Consider the following 18,264-nt stretch of genomic DNA (forward strand, 5'->3'; position numbering starts at 1 on the left):
CCTTGTTGTTGGATTATTGAAAAGCGAGTTCTGACTGCAGGAATTGAGCAAGTCGTGGGCTGGAAGGCGCGTCGAAGATATCAGCCGGGCTGCCATCGGCGGCGACCACGCCGCGGTCCATGAAGACGATCCGGTTGGAGATGTTCCTTGCGAATTGCATCTCGTGGGTCACAAGCAGCGAAGTGATCCCTGATGAGGTGACGTCCTTGATCACCTTCAGGACTTCACCGACGAGTTCTGGATCCAGCGATGACGTAGGCTCATCGAAGAGTATCACGTCGGGACGAACCGCCAGGGCGCGCGCAATGCCGGTGCGCTGGAGCTGGCCGCCCGACAGTTGGGAGGGATAGCTGTCTCGCTTCGGGGTGAGGCCGACCCGCTCGAGCTCCCGCAAGGCGATCTCCCGCGCCTCGTCCGCGGACTTGCGCTGCACGACGACCAGTGGATCCATCACGTTCTGCAGGACCGTCATGTTCTTGAAGACGTTGAATTGTTGAAAGACCATCGCCGTTCGCAACCGGATCGCCTGGACAGCGACCTTGTCGGCACGCTGGTAATCCATCCGGATCTGATCGAACGCGATGGTTCCTGACGACGGCTTGGCCAGGTAGTTGATGCATTTCAGCAACGTGGTCTTGCCGGTGCCGCTGGGGCCGATGATCGAAACCACGTCACCCCGCTTTACCGAGAGATTGACGCCGTTCAGAACCTGCGTGCTTCCGTAAGACAGCTTTACATCTTTGAGTTCAAGCATTTCTGGTTGGCCCTTCGGAAAGTGTGAGACGGACTGCTTCGACCGCATGCGACATCATCACCCGCTCTCTGCATGGCCGAGAACGTGCATCAGCCGGTTTGCCCAGCCGAAGATCGATATGGCGTGGATCAGGTCGATAATCTCGCGGTCGTCCATGCCGACTGATCGAAGCGCGGCGATATCGTCTGCCGTCGCTTCCGACGGGGCCGCCGACAGGCGGCGGGCAAAACTGTAGATTGCCGCATCGCGTGGGCCGAGCGCTTCAGGTTTATCGAGATAGAGCGCGGTGACCACTTCGTCGTTCTTGGTCAGCTCTGCATGCCTGCGGGCGTGAACAACGGCGCAGAATTTGCAGCCATTGACGATGGACGCACCTAATGCACCAAGCTCGCGGTCAGGGCGGGCAAGCCCGCCTTCGACATACATGATTGCGTTGAACAAGACGGTGCGAGCAAGGTAGCTCTCAGGGTCATGCGCAAGGGTGCGCACATATTCCGAAACTTTCTTGGCTGATGGCGTGACCTTCATCGCTTCAAGCTGTTCCGGCGTGGCCTCGGATAGCTCGACCGGCGCTATGTACGGATGCCAATTCAATGGCTTCAGGCGCACCGCGGAAATCATGCCGTCCTCAACAATCGCAGGCCGGTTGCCACCCGCGTCTGGAAATTGACGAAGGCGATGAGCTCGGAAAGGGCGACGATCTGAGGATTGTTCAATCCAGCTTGGGCGAGCAGGGCGATGTGGCCCGCTTCCGCCTTTTTCGGTGTCAGCGTAATCAGGTCCACATGGCGTGCGATGGTCGCCAATGGCTCTTCCAAATCCGTTTCCCCCTGGGCTAAGGCCAGAAGCTGCTCAGTCGGATCGAGCTGAGCCAGCTGCTCATCATATTCGGCCATTAGGACCGGATCGGCATTCAGAGCGGCCATGCGACGGGCCAGAGCAACCCGCAAATTAGGCGCAAGCCCTTGGTCGTTTGCTGGCTGCAGGACGGAGAGGCGGCATTCCTCGGCCCCCAGCACGAATTCAGGCCGAAACCGACGCGCGCTGAAAAGCGCATCGTCCGTTGATAGACCGGCGGCCTTGTCCATTGCGTCGATCACAGCGCGACCTCCTTCTCCAACAACGGTGTTGAATCGACCCATTCGTCGCCCAGAAGTTCGGGCGTGTCGTAAGCGATCAGGTTGGCGAAGTGGGTTTCGACATCTTCGGCAAACAGCGATGCGGCAATGCCGCGGACCAAACGGTCGGCACCCGCGCTGACGGCTGGGATATCACCGGAGACCTTGCCGTGCGTCAGCATGGCGGCGTCGTTGAAGCAGTGGATATGCGACAGCATCGGGCAGGAGCCGGGGACGCGCTCACGAAACTCGAAGGCGGGACCTAGGTCCGGTGCGTCGGACATGCCTGCACGCGCCGGCCCCATGTCCGGTGTATATCGGCCATCCGACCAGGTGCGGATATGTGGCGCGATGGCTGCAAATTCCGGGCGGCCGTTGAAGTCGTTTGAAAAGCCGGTTGCCGCGATCAGGAAGTCGTAGCGCATCAGCCCCTGGGTGGTTTCGATAAGCAGGCCTCCCGCATCTTCCGTGACCGCGACGATGCCGCAGTCGAGAAAGAACCGGGCATTGGGGTGGCGAGAAACGCGAAGCGTCGATGAACGCGGCGGCGGCGTCTGGGTTGAAGCGGTGTAGTCGAAGAACTTCCACTTCCAGGCATCGGGCAATTGATGCATGCCGAGTACAACACCCGGACTGCCGATTCCGGTCAGCTTGTTGATGCGCGGCATTTCCTTGCGCCGGATCAACATGTCCACAGATCCGGCGCCCGCCTCGAGTGCGGTTGCGGCATTGTCCATGGACGAGGCACCGGCGCCGATGACCGCCACACGCTTACCTTGCAGCGCGTCGAAATCGATCTCGTCCGCAGAATGGGCCCAATAAGCGCGATCGATGCCCCTGAGGAAATCGGGCACGGCAAAACCGCCCAGACCAGAGCGGCCGGTGGCCAGAACGAGATGACGGGTGAGAACCCGGCCGGATTCCGCGCCTTCGATATCGATCGCAATCAGATCACCAACCGGTGCGACGCCGGTCATGCGCACGCCGTTGCGCACAGGCAGAGCAAGAACCTTGCGGTACCAGACCAGGTAATCCACCCACTGGCCCTTGGGGATTTTGTCCAGCGACCGCCAGGCGTCGACGCCCCATTGCGCCGTGAACCAGGCGCGGAACGTCAATTGCGGCAAGCCGAGCGACGGACCGTGCAGGGTCTTCGGCGACCGGAGTGTTTGCATGCGGGCAAACGTTATCCACGGTCCTTCGAGCCCAGCCGGCGCCGCATCATAGGCGACGACATTGGTGATCCCTGCCAGCACCAGCTTTGCCGTGGCAGCAAGTCCGCACATGCCAGCGCCAATGACCACGACATCACGGACTGGGGCGCCCTCATGCATGCGTGTGGGGACCCAGGGCTTGGCGGGCAGTTCGAGAAACTCAAGATCCTGTGCGAGCTGTGCTTCGAGCGCGGCAAGACCTGTCGACGTTGGCGCGGTGGGGGTATGCTTCATATTCCCGTTCCGTGATTTGTGCCGGATGCAGGATCGCTCACCAGTTGGCCGGCCAGGGCCGGATCGAGTTTCTTGAAGCCGACGATCGTCCGTTCAGCCACCGCCTCGACCGCATCCATCAACGCCTGCGCGACTGGACGAAGGGGGCGTTTTTCGGCAGCAACAACGCCCCAATAAAAAAGGACGGTCGCGTCAATCGGGCGGATGGCGACCCCAGGCAAGGCCACGCCATAAGCGGTGAGGGGATCGATGACAGCGGCTACGCCGGTCCGGCGCACAAGCTGCAACGCGCCATAGGCAGTATTCGTCCGGATCACTGGCCCGGTGTCGATACCCCTGGCGGCCAATGCCTTGGAGACATGCAACTGGAAACGCAGCGGATTGAGCAACGTAGCGACGCGGCGGCCGGCAAAAGCCGAAAGCGGTATGACATCAAGTTCAGCCAGCGGATCCTCCTCCCGCACGGCCGCAACATCAGGTGCCGAATAGAGCCGCAGGACATCCAGACCGGGCGTATCGAGCGGCAGGCTTGAAAAACCGATCTCGGCACGTCCGCTGCGCACTTCCTGCGCGACGATCGAGGGAAGAAACTGCCCGAGATGTGTCTCGTGCGGAAGCTCAATACCCTTGAGCTCGGCCAGGGCCGCCGGGATCAAGCCGGTGCCGATCGCGGAGGTTGTGACAATCTGCAGGATCCGCCCACGGCCGGCGGCGATCATCTTGGCCCGCGCTGCAAGTTCGGTGAAAGACATCAGCAATCGCCGCGCTTCCTCCTCGAATGCGACACCCTCTTCAGACAGCTGCACCCGTCGACCGATCCGATGCAGCAATTCGAAGCCAAGTTCGGCCTCGAGCTCCTGAATGGTGCGTGTCACCGCAGGTTGGGAACGCCCGAGCATGTCAGCCGCCTTGGTAATGCTGCCGCTGGCAGCAACCGCAAGGAAGGTCTGAAGGTCCCGGGTTTCCATGTTCTCCCTACATGCGTAATTCGTATGATTGACATCGTCTCATTCATTTTTGATATATGTCAAGCGGAAACTAATGGTCGTTGCGGCGTTTGCCGGCTCAGAGCCGGAGTCCTGATCGAAACGGCTGATGGCAACCGACGTGACTCCAATTCGGATCCTCGTGATGAAAAAACTTGTAGGCGGGGACGGCAAGGATTCTCGAACCATAAAGCCGGCGACAGGAGGAATGTTATGCGCGTGAGTATTCTGGGCGCCGGAGCAATTGCCTATGGCCTTGCGGCCTATTTGGCACAATCGGGACACTCGCCAACGCTTTGGTCACCGTCGGGACGCCGCACCAGAACGTTGGCTACTGGCGAATTGTTGAAGGCGACGGGGGATATCGAGGCGACGGTGCCGGTGCGCATTGCCAAGGATTGTAGAGATGCTATCGACCACGCGGACGTGGTGGTGATCGCGCTTCCGGCTTACGGCCACAAGATGGTGATGGACGCCGCCGTCCCTCACCTGGCAGATGGAATTCCGGTCATCATCAGTTCGCATAGTTCGTTCGGGGCTCTGTATCTCTGGAAGCGGTTAGCCGAGCGCAAGGTCAGGTTGCCGATCGTCGTTTGGGGCACAACGCTCTTGACCGGCCGCCAGCTCGGACCAACAGAAGTCCAGGTCACTTCCATTCGCCAGAAGCTTGATGTTGCGACGCTGCCTTTCGATGCGCTCGATCAAGGGTACAAGCTTTGCACGGCCTTGTTCGGCGATCGTTTCGTCAAGCGCGATGGTCTGCTGGCAATTGCGCTCAGCAACCTCAATCCGCAGAACCATCTGGGAATTGCCCTTCTCAATCTCACACGCATGGAGAAGGCCGAGCAATGGAGCCAGGGGGGAAATGTCACTCCTGCCGTTGGTCGCTTCATCGAGGCTCTGGATGCCGAACGATTGGCCATAGCTGGCAATTTCGGTATCGCTGTTCGTACCGTCCAGGAACATTTTTCATTGTCGTTCCACGTCCCCATGAGCACCGTTTCGGAAATGAACCTGGAGATGGATCGCCAAGGTCGTGGCGGCTTTGGCCCGACGACTATCGAGAGCCGCTATATTCTCGAGGACGTTCCGTTCGGCCTGTTACCAACCGCAGTCCTGGGGAAGATCAGCGGAAATCCGGCGGTTCTCCATGAATCCGGAATTTCCATATTGTCGGCGGCTTATGGCCGGGATCTAAAGGGAGATAATGATATTCTTCCTGGGCTCGGCATCGAGAAAATGACAAAGACGGATCTTGAAGCCCTTTGCCGCAAGGGGTTTTGAGCGCGCTCGCGGCCAATGCGGCGTGATTACGCTTTGGGGAAGCTAGCGCGACGCTCCTGTTACATCATTGCGAGCTGATTCTAACCAACGACATCCGAAGGGGACCAACACAGGTTGGATATTATCAAACTGTGTTGGTCCGAGTTGGCTATTTCACCTGCTTGATCTCCCCCGGCGCCAAACGGCGCCGGATAAGACGTGCCGTATCGATCACATCATGCGTTTGATGTCGGTGTACGCGCCATTCGTCTTCAGCGTCACGGTGACGTCGGCACCGGTGCGGTTGCGCCAGAACCAACCGTGATTGCCGTCAAAGGCTGCCTCAAGTACGCCCTCGTCCTCTGCAGCACCGCGTCCCTTCTCGTATGAGATGTTTTCGCCGCCGCCGTCACCATGGGTGTCGAAGTTCACCGCCGCGCCATTGGCTGTCCAAGAGTAGTTTGCCTTTGCGCCCTTGGCCATGACGAGCTTGATCTCAGCTCCTTCGCCGGGCTTGAGGGTGACCGACATTTCGTCCGTCCGCAGTTCCTGGGCAGAGGCGGAACCAATCACCAGTTCAGCGAAGACGCGCTCCAGAAGACTCGACTGCTGATCTTGGCCTGGCACTGCGGTCGGCGTGCCGTTTTGCAATTCGCGAAGGCGGTCTTGCTCGGCCTCTTCGGCGAGTTGTGTCTTGATCTCGCCCATCTCGGTGAGCTCGAGCGCTCGCCCAACGCCGGTGGGATCGATGGCGTATTCGGCCGGCAGCACGATGGTCACAAGGATGGCCGCTGCCGCGACAATGGCGATAAGGGTAGATCGGAGGAGCTGCATGGATGTCGGCAGTTCAGCGCGGGTCGGGATGTCGGTGTTGTACATGGGAGAATTCCTTTTTTGATCTTTACTTGGAGGTTCAGGAGACGACCCAGCCGGTGAGCTGATAGCCGATCAGCACAAACCCGGCGGTCATCATGATGGTGTTGGCGGTGTATGCGTGGCGCCAGAAACTGTCGGTCCGGCGCCAGTAGCCCATGACGATAAGGATAGCAGCGAGCGCCAGAAGCTGACCGACCTCAACGCCGACGTTGAAGGCAAGTAGGTTGGGCACGAGCCCGTCGGGCGAGATGTTGTATTCGATGATCTTCGTCGACAGGCCGAAGCCGTGGAAAAAGCCGAAGATCAGCGTCGCGATCTTGGTGTTCGGCTGGAAGCCGAGCCACCTCTGGAAGGCACCCATATTGTCGAGCGCCTTGTAGACGACCGACAGGCCGATGATCGCGTCGATGATGTAGCTGTTGATGCCAACGTTGAAATAGACGCCAAGCAGCATGGTCGTGGAATGGCCGAGCGCGAACAGGCTCACATAGATGCCAATGTGCTTCATCCGGTAGAGGAAGAAGATCACGCCGAACAGGAACAGGACGTGGTCGTATCCCGTCACCATGTGCTTGGCGCCGAGATAGATGAAGGGCAGCAGATTGATGCCCGTGATCTCCTGGATATAGCCCTTGTCGCCTTCGGCAACGGCATGGGCGAGGGCAGTCCCCCCAAGCAATGGGAGGGTCAGGAGAGCAATGAGCACAGGAAGGGCAAACCGCCAGCGCGCGCAAGGCGTGCGTGGCGGACCCTTGTAGAAGGATCCTTGCATGAGAATTCCAATCGTCGTCGTTGAGGATGGCCGCGCGTGCGGCCGCGATCATGCGATGACGATCTGCCTGGGAGGGCGCTCAAGCCGGAAACGGATTTCGAGGTCGGCAAACGAAGGCGGGTAAACCAGCCAGCTCCGGCCTATCGGCGGTGCTGGCTGCGCGAAGCCCGGAAGCGTGCTCGCCGTTTCATGGGTGTGGTCGGCCGGATTGTGGCCGTGGGTATGACCAAAGCTCTGCTCATCGGCTTCGCCATCGTCATGGCTGTGGCCGTGTTTTTCGATCTGTGCTGTCAGCTCTGCGTGACGCGCTGCCTCGGCGGCAGCGAGCGCAATCGGGCTATGCGAGGCCGAACTACCCACTGGGGAGAGCAGCACGCCGAGAGTCATCGCGAACGCGACGATGAGACGAAAGGCTGTGCTAGGGATCCAATTCGGCATGCTTAACGATTATTCTCTAAAATCCTAACGAATGGTGGCATGCACCAGAATCGAGGCCACTTTGAGGCTTGGAATATCCTCTCTGGGGGGATAGCATCAAGGGCATGAATGAGCGTCCCCACGTCCACGAAACCCATCCTGCCATCATCAAGCGGCTGAAGCGCGCCGACGGCCATCTGCGCGGGATCGTCGAGATGATCGAGGCCGGGCGACCGTGCCTCGACATCGCCCAGCAACTTCATGCCGTGGAGAAGGCCATCGCCCAGGCCAAGAAGACGCTGATCCAGGACCACCTCAACCACTGCCTTGAGGACGTCGTCGGACCGCTGGCGCTCGAGCAGCGCCGCTCGATCGACGAGTTCAAGGATATCACCAAGTACCTGTGAGAAGCGCCATGATGGACAAAGTTCGCGATTGGTTCGGGTTCGGCCCGATGACGCAAGGCATGGGCGGCCACGGACATGATCACGGCGAGGGCGGCCATGGCCACACGCATGGCGTCATCGACCCGACGATCGCCACGACGACGCGCGGCATCTGGGCGATCAAATGGTCATTCGTCGTTCTGGCCATCACGGCGGCGCTGCAGTTGGTGGTCGTGTTCCTCTCCGGCAGCGTGGCGCTGCTGGCCGACACGATCCACAATGTCGGCGACGCGGTCACCGCCATCCCATTGTGGGTCGCCTTCATGCTGGCCCGTCGCAAACCGAGCAAGACGTTCACCTACGGGCTGGGCCGCGTCGAAGATCTGGCCGGCATTCTGATTGTCCTCATCATCTTGTTCAGCGCCATCGTTGCCGGCTACGAGGCGATCGACCGGTTGATCAATCCGCAGCCGATCGCATTTCTTGGCTGGGTCGCCATAGCCGGCATTATAGGTTTCTTAGGCAACGAGGCCGTTGCAGTGTTCCGTATCCGGGTCGGCCGCGAGATCAACAGCGCGGCGCTGATCGCCGACGGCTACCATGCGCGCACCGACGGCTTTACCAGTCTGGCGGTTGTGCTGGGTGCTATCGGCGTATGGCTGGGGTTTCCGCTGGCCGATCCGATCATCGGGCTCTTGATCACGGTGGCCATCTTCGCGATCGTCTGGCAGTCTTCGAAGGCAGTCCTCACGCGCATGCTCGACGGTGTCGAGCCCGGCATCGTCGATGAAATCCATCATGCCGCCGAGCACGTGCCCGGTATCGAACGTGTCCAAAGCGTGCAAGCGCGCTGGATCGGCCACCGCCTGCATGCCGACGTCGCCATCAGTGTCGCCGACGCGGCGACGGCCAAGGATGTGCTGGGCGTCACCGAAGCCCTCAAAGAGGAACTGTTCGCCCACTTGCCGGCGCTGGCCGAAGCGAATGTCCGTCTGGACAGTTCGGCCGGGTCTGCCGCAACGGGCACGGAACCCTCTCACCCACATGATCATCATGCGCCGGAGCCGTTCAAGGTCGACTGCGATCTGGCTGCGGGAACCCTTGAGATAGTCGACACGCCGGCCGGCGAGCGGATGCGGCTGACCGTCGAACGGCATGCCAACGATTTGACGGCGACCGTGATTATCGACCGTCCAAAGGGGCCGGAGACACTTCGCCTCGAACCGGTCGCCGACAATCATCACCGCCTTGAGAGCACAGTGGCCCCTGCCGAGCCGCATGAGTTCCAGGCAAGACTGGTCTTGAAGGCCAAGGATCGCGAACAGGTGCTGCCGTTCAAGATGGTCGAACCGGAAGGCCACCATCACTGAGATCAGGCCCGCCATTCAATCGCCACGGATCAACGACCCATCGCTCCTCCAAGAAGACAGACATATGCTGCAAGTCCTTGCCAATCGCACTTATCGCCATCTTTTCCTGGCCCAGGTCATCGCCCTGATTGGCACTGGCCTTGCCACCGTGGCGCTCGGGCTGCTGGCCTATGACCTTGCCGGCGCCGATGCCGGCGCGGTGCTCGGCACGGCGCTTGCCATCAAGATGATCGCCTATGTCGGCGTGGCGCCCGTTGCCGCCGCCTTCGCCGAGCGCCTACCACGCCGTACCATGCTGGTTTCGCTCGACCTCATCAGGGCAGGGGTTGCCGTATTCCTGCCCTTCGTCACCGAAGCCTGGCAGATATATCTTCTCATCTTCATCCTGCAGTCGGCGTCAGCCGGCTTCACCCCGACCTTCCAGGCTTCGATCCCTGACGTGCTGCCCGAAGAGAAGGACTACACACGGGCCTTGTCGCTGTCGCGGCTTGCCTACGATCTGGAGAGCGTGGTCAGTCCGATCCTGGCGGCGGCACTGCTTTCGGTCATCAGCTTCCATAGCCTGTTCGCAGGCACGGTCATCGGCTTCCTGGCGTCGGCCGCGCTGGTGGTGTCGGTGGTTCTGCCGAGCCCGAAACCCTCTGAGCCGCGCGGCATTTACGAGCGCACCACACGCGGCATCCGTAACTATCTGGCGACGCCGAGATTGCGCGGCCTGCTGGCGCTCAACCTCGCTGTCGCCGCCGCCAGTGCCATGGTGATCGTCAACACGGTCGTGCTGGTTCAGGCAAAATTCGGCCTTTCCCAGAGCGACACGGCATTTGCCCTTGCCGCCTTCGGTGGCGGCTCGATGATCGCGGCGCTGGTCCTGCCGCGGCTGCTGGACAGCATCCCGGATCGGGTTGCGATGTTGTCAGGCGCCGGCCTGCTGGTTGCCGGCGTGTTCGCAGGGCCGTTCGCCATCAGCTATCAGCTGCTCTTGCCGCTCTGGTTCGTGCTCGGGCTCGGCTATTCGCTGGCGCAGACCCCGTCTGGGCGGCTGATCAAACGCTCGGCCGATCCCGTCGACCGGCCGGCATTGTTTGCCGCGCAATTCGCGCTTTCGCACGCCTGCTGGCTCATCACCTATCCGATCGCCGGACTCGTCGGCGCGGCGATGGGCCTGCCCTTCACCTTTATCCTGCTTGGCGTCATTGGCGCCGCGGCACTCTTTGCCGCGATGTGGTTGTGGCCGCGTCACGATCCCGACGTTCTCAGCCACGCCCATGACGATCTGTCTGACGGGCATTCGCACCTCGAGGACGCCGTCTGGACCGAAGCAGGCTTCGAGCATGCGCATGGTTATGTCGTTAACGATAGGCACCCAAAATGGCCGAAAGCGAGCTGAGCGGCCCCAATGCTGGGAAATGTTGGTGCCTTCGGCGCGCTGTTCCTCACCGCGTTCGCCGCAGCGACAATTCTGCCGCTGCAGTCAGAGGCGGTGCTGGCCGGCCTGCTGCTGACCGGAAGCCAGTCACCGGCGGCGCTGATCCTGGTCGCGACGATCGGCAACGTGCTTGGTTCGGTTGTCAACTGGCTGCTCGGCCGCTGCATCGACCGCTTTCGCGACCGCAAATGGTTTCCGGTCAAGCCCACTGCGCTCGATCGCGCCGCGGCGCGCTACCGCCGTTACGGACGATGGAGCCTGTTGCTGAGCTGGGTTCCCGTCATCGGCGATCCGCTGACGATGATGGCCGGTGTTCTGCGCGAGCCGCTCTGGAGCTTCGTTGCGATCGTCACGATGGCGAAAGCCGGCCGCTATCTCGCGCTCTCGGCGGCGGTGCTGAACTGGATGTAGGCCGCAACCGCGACCAAGTGGGTCGCTGGGGTAAGACTCTCAAACAGTTTTCCGACTTTATGCTTATGTCTATACAAATTAGCAAGCGTGCACATGATCGTTGCCAATCAAACAAAAAGGGGAACTAACATGATGACTCTCGACCGCCGCAATTTCCTGGCCTCCACAGCCGGCCTGGCCTTCATTGCCGCGTTTCCGCGCGCCGCGTACTCGGAGGGGCATGAAACGTTGAAGGTCGCCATTGCCGCCGAAACCGGCGATCTCGACCTGCTGCAAAACGTCTCCACGCTGAGTTCCTACACGGTCGTGTTCGACGCCCTCATACACTATGGCCAGGACGGCGCGCTCGAGCCCGGGCTCGCCACCAAGTGGGCTGTCGCCGACGACCAGCTTTCGATCGCCTTCGACCTGCGCGAAGGTGTTGCCTTCAGTGACGGCACGCCCTTCGATTCGACCGCCGCCGAATGGAATCTCAAACGCTGGCTGGGCGTCGCGGATTTCTCATGGATCGGTGTGTCCGACGGATTCGACAGCATCGTCACCGATGGACCCAGCAAGTTGACGATCAAGCTGAAGCGTCCGGTGCCCGCCGCCTTGCTGGAGCTCACCATCGTGCGTCCGGTGCGCTTCCTATCGCCGAAGGCTGTCGACGCCGGCGGCAAGCAGACCGCTCCGGTCGGCACCGGACCGTGGATCGTCGAAAGCTACGATTCCTCCGGCACCGTGCTGGTGCGCAACGACAAATACTGGGGCGAGAAGCCACTGTTTGCTCGCATGGAGCTGAAGGTGGTTCCCGACGAACTCGCCCGCGCCAACGCCCTGCGTTCCGGCGACCTCGACGTGATCGGCGGCGACTGGGTGGCGACGCTGTCGCCACGCCGCGCCCGCGCGCTTGAAAAGGACGGTATGAAAGTGGTGGCCGAGGCCGGCACCGCAACCATGCTGCTCGGTTATTCGCCGAAGGCCAAGATGATGGCCGACAAGGCCGTGCGCGAGGCCATCTATGTCTCGGTCGACCGCGCCGCGATCGCCAAGGTGTTGTTCGAAGGCTACGCAGATCCGGCGGCGGATCTCTTCCCGGCCAACGTGCCTTCGTCGGGCAAGCGGCATGACGTGCCGGTACGCGACGTCGCCGCGGCCAGGAAAATCCTTGCCGATGGCGGTTGGAGCGAAAGCGGAGGCGTCTGGAGCAAGGAGGGCGCGCCGCTGGCGATCGATTTCCTCGTATCGGAGGAATCGCTGCCGGGTTCGCGCCGCATCGCCGAGATGATCCAGGGTCAGCTGTCCGAGGTCGGCTTCCAGGTTCAGGTCTCGTCAGTCGACAACGCCACCATGCACGACCGTCGCCCGGCGTTCGAATATGATCTTGCCTTCTTCACCACCTATGGCGCGCCCTATGATCCGCACGGCACGCTCGGCAACGCGTTCGTATCCACCGCCGACAGCGGGCCGGACGGCAAGATCTATGTTTCCCCGGAGCTTGATGGCGTGGTCAAGGCCGCGCTCGAAGCGAGCGGCGACGAACGCGAAGCCAAGATGCAGGCGCTCTACGACTGGCTGCACGACAACCGGGCGATCTGCCCGCTCGTTGTCAGCCAGCGGCTGTGGGCGCACAATCCTCGCGTCGAGAACTTCGCGCTTCCCGCGACGGACTACGACCTGCCGTTCAAGGCGATCACGCTGAAGGCCTGAACGCCTCGAACCTCCTGGGGGAGTTCCGATGAGACGCACGATTCTGCGAAGGATGTTGCTTGCCTGTCTGCTTGTCGTGGCGGCATCGGCATTGACCTTTACCCTGGTTGCCGCGGCGCCGGGCAACGTCGCCGCGCTCATGGCCGAGCGTGCGGCAGGCCCGGGCGCGGATGCCGAAATGATCAAGAAGATCGGCGAGGACCTCGGGCTCTATGATCCGCTGCCGGTCCGCTACGGCCGATGGCTTTTCAGCGCCATCACCGGCGATCTCGGCGTCTCGCTGCGCACCGGCAAGCCGATCGCGCAGGAATTCGCCGCCAGAATCCCGATGACGGCGGCGCTGCTTGCGGGCGGCGGCATTCTCGCCTTTTTCCTGTCGCTGGCGCTCGGCGTTGCCGGTGCGGTCAGCAATGGTGGCGCGTTGGACCGGTTCCTCCACGCCTTCTCGCTGGTCGGCGCCTCGACGCCGAACTTCTTCGTGGCGGCGCTGCTGGTCATCGTCTTTTCGGTGATGCTGGGCTGGCTGCCCACCTTCGGCGTCAGCGGCTTCACCTCGTGGCTCTTGCCGTGGGTGACAATCGCCCTGTTTCCGGCATCGGTGCTGAGCCGCGTCGTCCGCGTCAACCTCCAGGAGGCCATGTCGCGACCCTTCGCCACGACGGGCTTCGCGAAGGGCTACACGAGGACACAGGTGCTGATGCGCGAGGCTCTGCCCAACATCGCCATCCCGTTCCTGACCACCTTCGGCGCCCAGTTCACGCTGATGATCATCGGTTCGATCGTGGTTGAAACGGTGTTTGCGCTGCGCGGCGTCGGCGCCTTCTTTATCGATGCAATCCGCTTCCGCGACTTCGTCGGCATGCAGTCGGTTCTGTTGCTGTTCGTGGTGTTCTTCGTTGTCGTCAACCTGATGGTTGACGTGATCTGCATGTTTGTCGACCCGCGCATGCGTAGGGCGAGAGGAGCTTGATCCGATGAACACGTCCTTGTTCAGGAGCATGAAGGACTGGCCCTGGCTGGTGCTGCTGCCAGTCGTCTTCTTTGTCGCGGTCGGTGTGCTCGGTCCCTCGATCATGCCTTACGATCCCGGCGCGCAAGACTACGACGTCACGCTTGCGGGACCGAGCTGGGCTCACTGGCTGGGCACCGACTATCTCGGCCGCGATATTCTGAGCCGCATCATCGGCGGCGCCCGCATATCGCTGGTGGCGATGGTGATCGTGCTGGTGGCCGCACTTGCCATCGGCGTCAGCATCGGTTCGTTCGCCGGTTATGTCGGCGGGCGCGTCGAGCTGGTGTTGATCAGCCTCATCGACATCGCGCTGGCGCTGCCAAGCCTGGTGATCGCGCTGGCACTGATCGGCATTCTCGGCACCGGCTACTGGTCGATGATCACGGCGCTGACGCTGGCGTGGTGGGCGAACTATGCCCGCATGAGCCGCGCCGTGGTCACCGCCGAATTGCAACAGCCCTATATCGAAGCGGCAAGGGTGATGGGCGCCAGCCATCTGTGGATCTTTGTGCGCCATATCCTGCCGCATGTCCTGGCCCTCGTCGTGGTCTATGCCAGCGCCGATGCTGGCGCCCTTGTCCTGGCCATCGCGACGCTGAGCTTCCTCGGCCTGGGCGTCGCGCCGCCGGCGCCGGAATGGGGCCAGATGCTGGTCGACGGCATGAGCTACATCGAGGAATACCCAAGGCTGGTCGTCCTTCCGGGCCTTGCGCTCACTTTGGTGGTGGTCAGCTTCAATCTGCTGGGCGAGACCTTCGCGTTGCAAAAGGTGCCGAGGCCGGTGCGCGGCGGTTTGCTGCGCAAGCGTCGCAAGGCGCGCGCCGTTGAGGAAGCGGAGCGGAACGCCGTCGAAACGGGAACAGCCGCGCCATGAGCGACGAGCCGATCTACTCCATAGAAAACATGGTCATTGATCTCTACGCCACGACCGTTTCCGTGCGCGCGGTCGATGGGGTGTCGTTCAACGTCCGTCCCGGCGAGACAGTCGCCGTCGTCGGCGAGAGCGGTTCGGGCAAGACCGTCATGACGCTTGGGCCGCTCGGCCTGCTGCCCGAGGGCGTCACCGTTGATATCAAGGGATCGGCGCGAGCCGAAGCGAGCGAACTGGTCGGAATGGAGTCCAGGCGCTTGTCTGACCTTCGCGGCCGCTATTTCGGCGTCATTTTCCAGGACCCGATGAGCGCGCTGAACCCGATGCTGAAGATCGGACCGCAACTGGCGCGCCAGGCGCGCCGCTTTGCCAATCTGTCGCATGCGGATGCCCGCAAGGAAGCAGTCTCGCTGCTCGCCCGCACCGGCATCCCTGATCCGGAAGACCGCTACGATCGCTATCCGCATGAAATGTCTGGCGGCATGCTGCAGCGCGCCATGATCGCACTGGCCCTGGCAAGCCGGCCGCGCGTGCTGATCGCCGACGAGCCGACCACTGCGCTGGACGCCACGGTGCAGGCGCAGATCCTGGAGCTCATCCGCGAGATCCAGCGCGAGGAAGGCATCGCGGTCGTGCTGATCACGCACGACATCGGCGTCGTCGCCTCGGTCGCGGACCGGGTCATGGTGCTCTATGCCGGGCAGGTGGCGGAGGAGGGGACCGCGATGGATGTGCTGACGCGGCCGACGCATCCCTATACACGCGGGCTGCTTGCCTCTGTACCGGATTTCCGCGCCGACGAACGCGCCGCGACCAAGGAAATACCAGGTTTGCCGCCGAACCAGATCAGGCTGGAGCCGGGCTGCCGTTTCGCCGCCCGCTGCGAACTGGTTGAGCCCGAATGCCACGTGCATCGGCCGCCGCTCCAGACGATCTCGACGGGCGGGACGCCGCACAAGGTGGGATGCCCGGTGGTGCTGAGGCGGGAAGGGATAGCGGTCCATGGCTGACATTGCGGCGATTGAGGTCAAGGGCCTGAAGGTCCATTTCGCCAACCGCTCCGGCACAGGCGCCGTGCGGGCGGTCGACGGCATCAACCTGACCATTCCGCGTGGTGCCTTCCATGGCATCGTTGGCGAATCCGGTTGTGGCAAGACCACGCTGGCTCGCAGCGTCGTCGGCCTGCAGAAGGAGACTGAGGGTACGGTGCTGATCTCGGGGCGGGATCGCGCCCAGTGGCTGAAGTCGGACCGCAAATCGTTCAGCCGCGAGGTCCAGTTCGTCTTCCAGGATCCGCTGGGCTCGATGAGCCGTCGCCAGACCGTCTACCAGACGCTGGAAGAGCCGCTGCAGATCCATCGTCTCGGATCTTCGGCCGAGCGCCGGCGCCGTATCGGCGAGCTGCTGGATCTGGTGGCGCTGCCAGCGACCGTGCTCGACCGCCTGCCGCGTTCGCTTTCCGGCGGCCAGCGCCAGCGCGTTTCGATCGCTCGCGCGCTTGCGCTGAAGCCATCGATCCTGGTTTGCGACGAACCGCTCAGCGCGCTTGACGTTTCGATCCGGGCGCAAATCGTCAACCTGTTCACATCATTGCAGAAACAGCTTGGCCTTACCATCGTCATCGTTGCGCATGACCTGGCGATCGTGCGCGAGGTCTGCTCAAACGTGACGGTGATGTATCTTGGCCGCATCGCGGAAGCCGGCGTGACGCGGCCGCTGTTTCGCGAGCCGGCCCATCCCTACAGCCAGGCACTGCTTTCGGCGGTTCCTTCGCCGGATCCTCGTATCGAGGCCGGCCGTCGCCGAATCATCCTCGCGGGCGATCCTCCAAGCCCCAGCGCGCCGCCACCGGGATGCCGCTTCAACACCCGCTGTCCTGTGGCGATCGATGTCTGCCGGGCCGAGGAGCCGATGTTGCGCTCGGTGCCGCATGGCGGGGTCGCGGCCTGCCACCTGGCCGACGGCGAGCGGCGGCCGGTGATTTGAGTGCCGACTTGATCTGCCCTCGTTGCCCAGGCCGCCGCCGGCTTCGGTCACTCAATTCGTTGGTTTCATGTGGTATGCTGGCGGTATTCCGCTTCAAGGTCGGCGTGATCCCGGTGCTAGCGGCATGTTCGATCCTGGGCGTGCTTTTCGGCGTCGCGGCGGGCTCGATCTAGGCCGATCTTTCTGCTCGGATGCGAGCATCGCAGTCTATTTCGTATCGGGGCTGTCTGATGGGCGAGCAAGTAGGAGGCGAGGTATAATGGGCACGAGGCGAGTGGCTGTGGTCTGGCGCGGTAACCGGGAGGCGCGTCGCACGGCGACACCGCAGAACAACCGGTTTCATCGCGTGTTCGAGGAACTCGCTGCGATCGGTGTTCACGCCGAACCGGCCGTTTATGACGAAGAGTTTGCCGAGGAGGTTCGGACCCAGCTCCTGGCGACGGACGGCGTGCTGGTCTGGGTCGATCCCTTGCACGAGGGAAAAACCCGTGCGGTGCTTGACCCGCTGCTGCGCGACGTGGCGGCACGCGGCCCCTGGGTGAGTGCACATCCAGACGTGATCCTGAAAATGGGCGTGAAGGAAGTTCTGCACCGTACGAAGCATCTCGGATGGGGAACCGATACTTACCTCTACGGCTCCGCCGAGGCTTTTCGCGAGGCGTTTCCGGAGCGGCTTCGAACGGCCGGTCCACGGGTGCTGAAGCAGAACCGCGGCAATGGCGGCCAGGGAGTATGGAAGGTCGAGCTGATCGGTTCGTTTCCTGGCGGAGAGCCGGCGGTTCGGGTGCTGCACGCGCGACGCGGCAGTACGCCGGAAGAACTCGCACTGCCGGATTTCATGGCGCGCTGCGAGGTGTATTTGACACCCGATGGCTGCATCGTGGATCAGCCATTCCAACCGCGTTTACCCGACGGGATGATCCGCTGTTACATGGGCGCCGACAAGGTGGTCGGCTTTGGCCACCAGTTCATCAAGGCCCTAATCCCACCACCTCCTGAAGGGCCAGATTCCGAGGCTGCGCAACCAGGGCCGCGGATAATGCATCCCGCTACGGCCGAACCGTTTCAGGCGCTGCGGACCAATATGGAAACCGGGTGGACGCCGCAAATGATGGCTGTGCTAGGCATCGATGCCAGGTCGCTGCCGATCATTTGGGATGCCGATTTTCTCTACGGACCACGGACTGTGTCAGGTGAAGACACGTATGTGCTTTGTGAGATCAACGTCAGCTCGGTCTTTGCCATCCCCGATCAAGCGCCGGCCGAAATAGCTCGACTCGTTGCCATGCGATTTTGAATCGACGAAGATTGGCGGTCCGAGTGGGGCTCTGGCCGAACGCGGTTCGGCGGTCAGTCCGATGGTCGCCGGACCCCTGCTTGCCGTTTCCGGTTTCGGCTGACCAATTCTCATCGCGGTGGCTTGAACACCATCTACGAAATCCTTTTGCTCACGACGTTTCGCAAGATTCGGCCGCC

At 62.1% G+C, this 18,264-nt stretch carries 19 protein-coding genes; 11 read left to right on the forward strand and 8 right to left on the reverse strand.

Annotated features, from left to right (window positions below; all coding sequences use genetic code 11):
• Positions 1 to 13: 13 nt before the first annotated feature.
• Genes NKJ75_RS02530 through NKJ75_RS02550 form a run of 5 tightly spaced genes read right to left on the reverse strand, consistent with a single transcriptional unit; the run spans position 14 to position 4,288 of the window.
• Positions 14 to 754 (reverse strand): amino acid ABC transporter ATP-binding protein, encoded by a 741-nt coding sequence (locus NKJ75_RS02530; RefSeq protein ID WP_023669868.1) that lies wholly within the window; start codon positions 752 to 754, stop codon positions 14 to 16.
• 57 nt (positions 755 to 811) lie between these two features.
• A complete protein-coding gene (locus NKJ75_RS02535) occupies positions 812 to 1,375 on the reverse strand; it encodes a peroxidase-related enzyme (protein ID WP_352499139.1) in 564 nt (187 codons plus the stop codon).
• Complete coding sequence (locus NKJ75_RS02540) at positions 1,372 to 1,854, reverse strand: CMD domain-containing protein (RefSeq protein WP_352499140.1); 483 nt, start codon at positions 1,852 to 1,854, stop codon at positions 1,372 to 1,374. The genes NKJ75_RS02535 and NKJ75_RS02540 overlap by 4 nt, the downstream gene beginning before the upstream one ends.
• Positions 1,851 to 3,320: an NAD(P)-binding domain-containing protein gene (locus tag NKJ75_RS02545; RefSeq protein ID WP_352499141.1), complete on the reverse strand. Its 1,470-nt coding sequence runs from the start codon at positions 3,318 to 3,320 to the stop codon at positions 1,851 to 1,853. The genes NKJ75_RS02540 and NKJ75_RS02545 overlap by 4 nt, the downstream gene beginning before the upstream one ends.
• Positions 3,317 to 4,288: a LysR family transcriptional regulator gene (locus NKJ75_RS02550; RefSeq protein ID WP_352499142.1), complete on the reverse strand. Its 972-nt coding sequence runs from the start codon at positions 4,286 to 4,288 to the stop codon at positions 3,317 to 3,319. The genes NKJ75_RS02545 and NKJ75_RS02550 overlap by 4 nt, the downstream gene beginning before the upstream one ends.
• A 231-nt stretch (positions 4,289 to 4,519) precedes the next feature.
• Between NKJ75_RS02550 and NKJ75_RS02555 the strand changes: the two genes are divergently transcribed.
• A complete protein-coding gene (locus NKJ75_RS02555; RefSeq protein WP_352499143.1) occupies positions 4,520 to 5,590 on the forward strand; it encodes an NAD/NADP octopine/nopaline dehydrogenase family protein in 1,071 nt (356 codons plus the stop codon).
• A gap of 210 nt (positions 5,591 to 5,800) precedes the next feature.
• Here the strand turns inward: NKJ75_RS02555 and NKJ75_RS02560 are convergent, their stop codons facing one another.
• From NKJ75_RS02560 to NKJ75_RS02570, 3 genes are read right to left on the reverse strand one after another with little or no spacing between them, the layout of a single operon-like run.
• Positions 5,801 to 6,448 (reverse strand): hypothetical protein, encoded by a 648-nt coding sequence (locus NKJ75_RS02560; protein WP_023669873.1) that lies wholly within the window; start codon positions 6,446 to 6,448, stop codon positions 5,801 to 5,803.
• Positions 6,449 to 6,482: 34 nt separating this feature from the next.
• On the reverse strand, positions 6,483 to 7,217 hold the full coding sequence (locus NKJ75_RS02565) for a HupE/UreJ family protein (protein WP_352499144.1): 735 nt from the start codon (positions 7,215 to 7,217) through the stop codon (positions 6,483 to 6,485).
• Positions 7,218 to 7,265: 48 nt separating this feature from the next.
• Positions 7,266 to 7,655 (reverse strand): hypothetical protein, encoded by a 390-nt coding sequence (locus tag NKJ75_RS02570; RefSeq protein WP_023683326.1) that lies wholly within the window; start codon positions 7,653 to 7,655, stop codon positions 7,266 to 7,268.
• 104 nt (positions 7,656 to 7,759) lie between these two features.
• On the opposite strand from NKJ75_RS02570, the gene NKJ75_RS02575 reads away from it, so the two are divergent.
• The 10 genes from NKJ75_RS02575 to NKJ75_RS02620 all read left to right on the forward strand — a co-directional run bounded on the left by NKJ75_RS02575 (position 7,760) and on the right by NKJ75_RS02620 (position 18,085).
• On the forward strand, positions 7,760 to 8,041 hold the full coding sequence (locus NKJ75_RS02575) for a metal-sensing transcriptional repressor (RefSeq protein WP_023669876.1): 282 nt from the start codon (positions 7,760 to 7,762) through the stop codon (positions 8,039 to 8,041).
• 8 nt (positions 8,042 to 8,049) lie between these two features.
• Positions 8,050 to 9,390, forward strand: coding sequence for a cation diffusion facilitator family transporter (locus NKJ75_RS02580; RefSeq protein ID WP_352499145.1), 1,341 nt, complete (start codon positions 8,050 to 8,052; stop codon positions 9,388 to 9,390).
• Between the two features lie 64 nt (positions 9,391 to 9,454).
• Positions 9,455 to 10,777 (forward strand): MFS transporter, encoded by a 1,323-nt coding sequence (locus NKJ75_RS02585; protein WP_352499146.1) that lies wholly within the window; start codon positions 9,455 to 9,457, stop codon positions 10,775 to 10,777.
• 9 nt (positions 10,778 to 10,786) lie between these two features.
• Positions 10,787 to 11,227 carry a YqaA family protein gene (locus NKJ75_RS02590; protein ID WP_352499147.1) on the forward strand — a complete coding sequence of 147 codons (441 nt, stop codon included), beginning with the start codon at positions 10,787 to 10,789 and terminating at the stop codon, positions 11,225 to 11,227.
• 129 nt (positions 11,228 to 11,356) lie between these two features.
• Positions 11,357 to 12,919, forward strand: a complete 1,563-nt coding sequence (locus NKJ75_RS02595) for an ABC transporter substrate-binding protein (protein ID WP_352499148.1) — start codon at positions 11,357 to 11,359, stop codon at positions 12,917 to 12,919.
• A 28-nt stretch (positions 12,920 to 12,947) separates the two neighbouring features.
• On the forward strand, positions 12,948 to 13,889 hold the full coding sequence (locus tag NKJ75_RS02600; RefSeq protein WP_023703912.1) for an ABC transporter permease: 942 nt from the start codon (positions 12,948 to 12,950) through the stop codon (positions 13,887 to 13,889).
• 4 nt (positions 13,890 to 13,893) lie between these two features.
• The gene (locus NKJ75_RS02605) at positions 13,894 to 14,805 is read left to right on the forward strand and encodes an ABC transporter permease (protein WP_023669882.1); all 912 of its coding nucleotides are present in this window, start codon (positions 13,894 to 13,896) and stop codon (positions 14,803 to 14,805) included.
• Complete coding sequence (locus NKJ75_RS02610) at positions 14,802 to 15,812, forward strand: ABC transporter ATP-binding protein (RefSeq protein WP_031201713.1); 1,011 nt, start codon at positions 14,802 to 14,804, stop codon at positions 15,810 to 15,812. Before NKJ75_RS02605 ends, NKJ75_RS02610 begins: the two co-directional genes overlap by 4 nt.
• On the forward strand, positions 15,805 to 16,788 hold the full coding sequence (locus tag NKJ75_RS02615) for an ABC transporter ATP-binding protein (RefSeq protein ID WP_023696818.1): 984 nt from the start codon (positions 15,805 to 15,807) through the stop codon (positions 16,786 to 16,788). The genes NKJ75_RS02610 and NKJ75_RS02615 overlap by 8 nt, the downstream gene beginning before the upstream one ends.
• A gap of 259 nt (positions 16,789 to 17,047) precedes the next feature.
• Positions 17,048 to 18,085 (forward strand): Cj0069 family protein, encoded by a 1,038-nt coding sequence (locus tag NKJ75_RS02620; protein WP_352499149.1) that lies wholly within the window; start codon positions 17,048 to 17,050, stop codon positions 18,083 to 18,085.
• The last annotated feature ends 179 nt before the right edge of the window (positions 18,086 to 18,264 follow it).

The sequence above is a fragment of the Mesorhizobium sp. M0058 genome (genome assembly GCF_040323095.1).
Classification (GTDB): Bacteria; Pseudomonadota; Alphaproteobacteria; order Rhizobiales; family Rhizobiaceae; genus Mesorhizobium.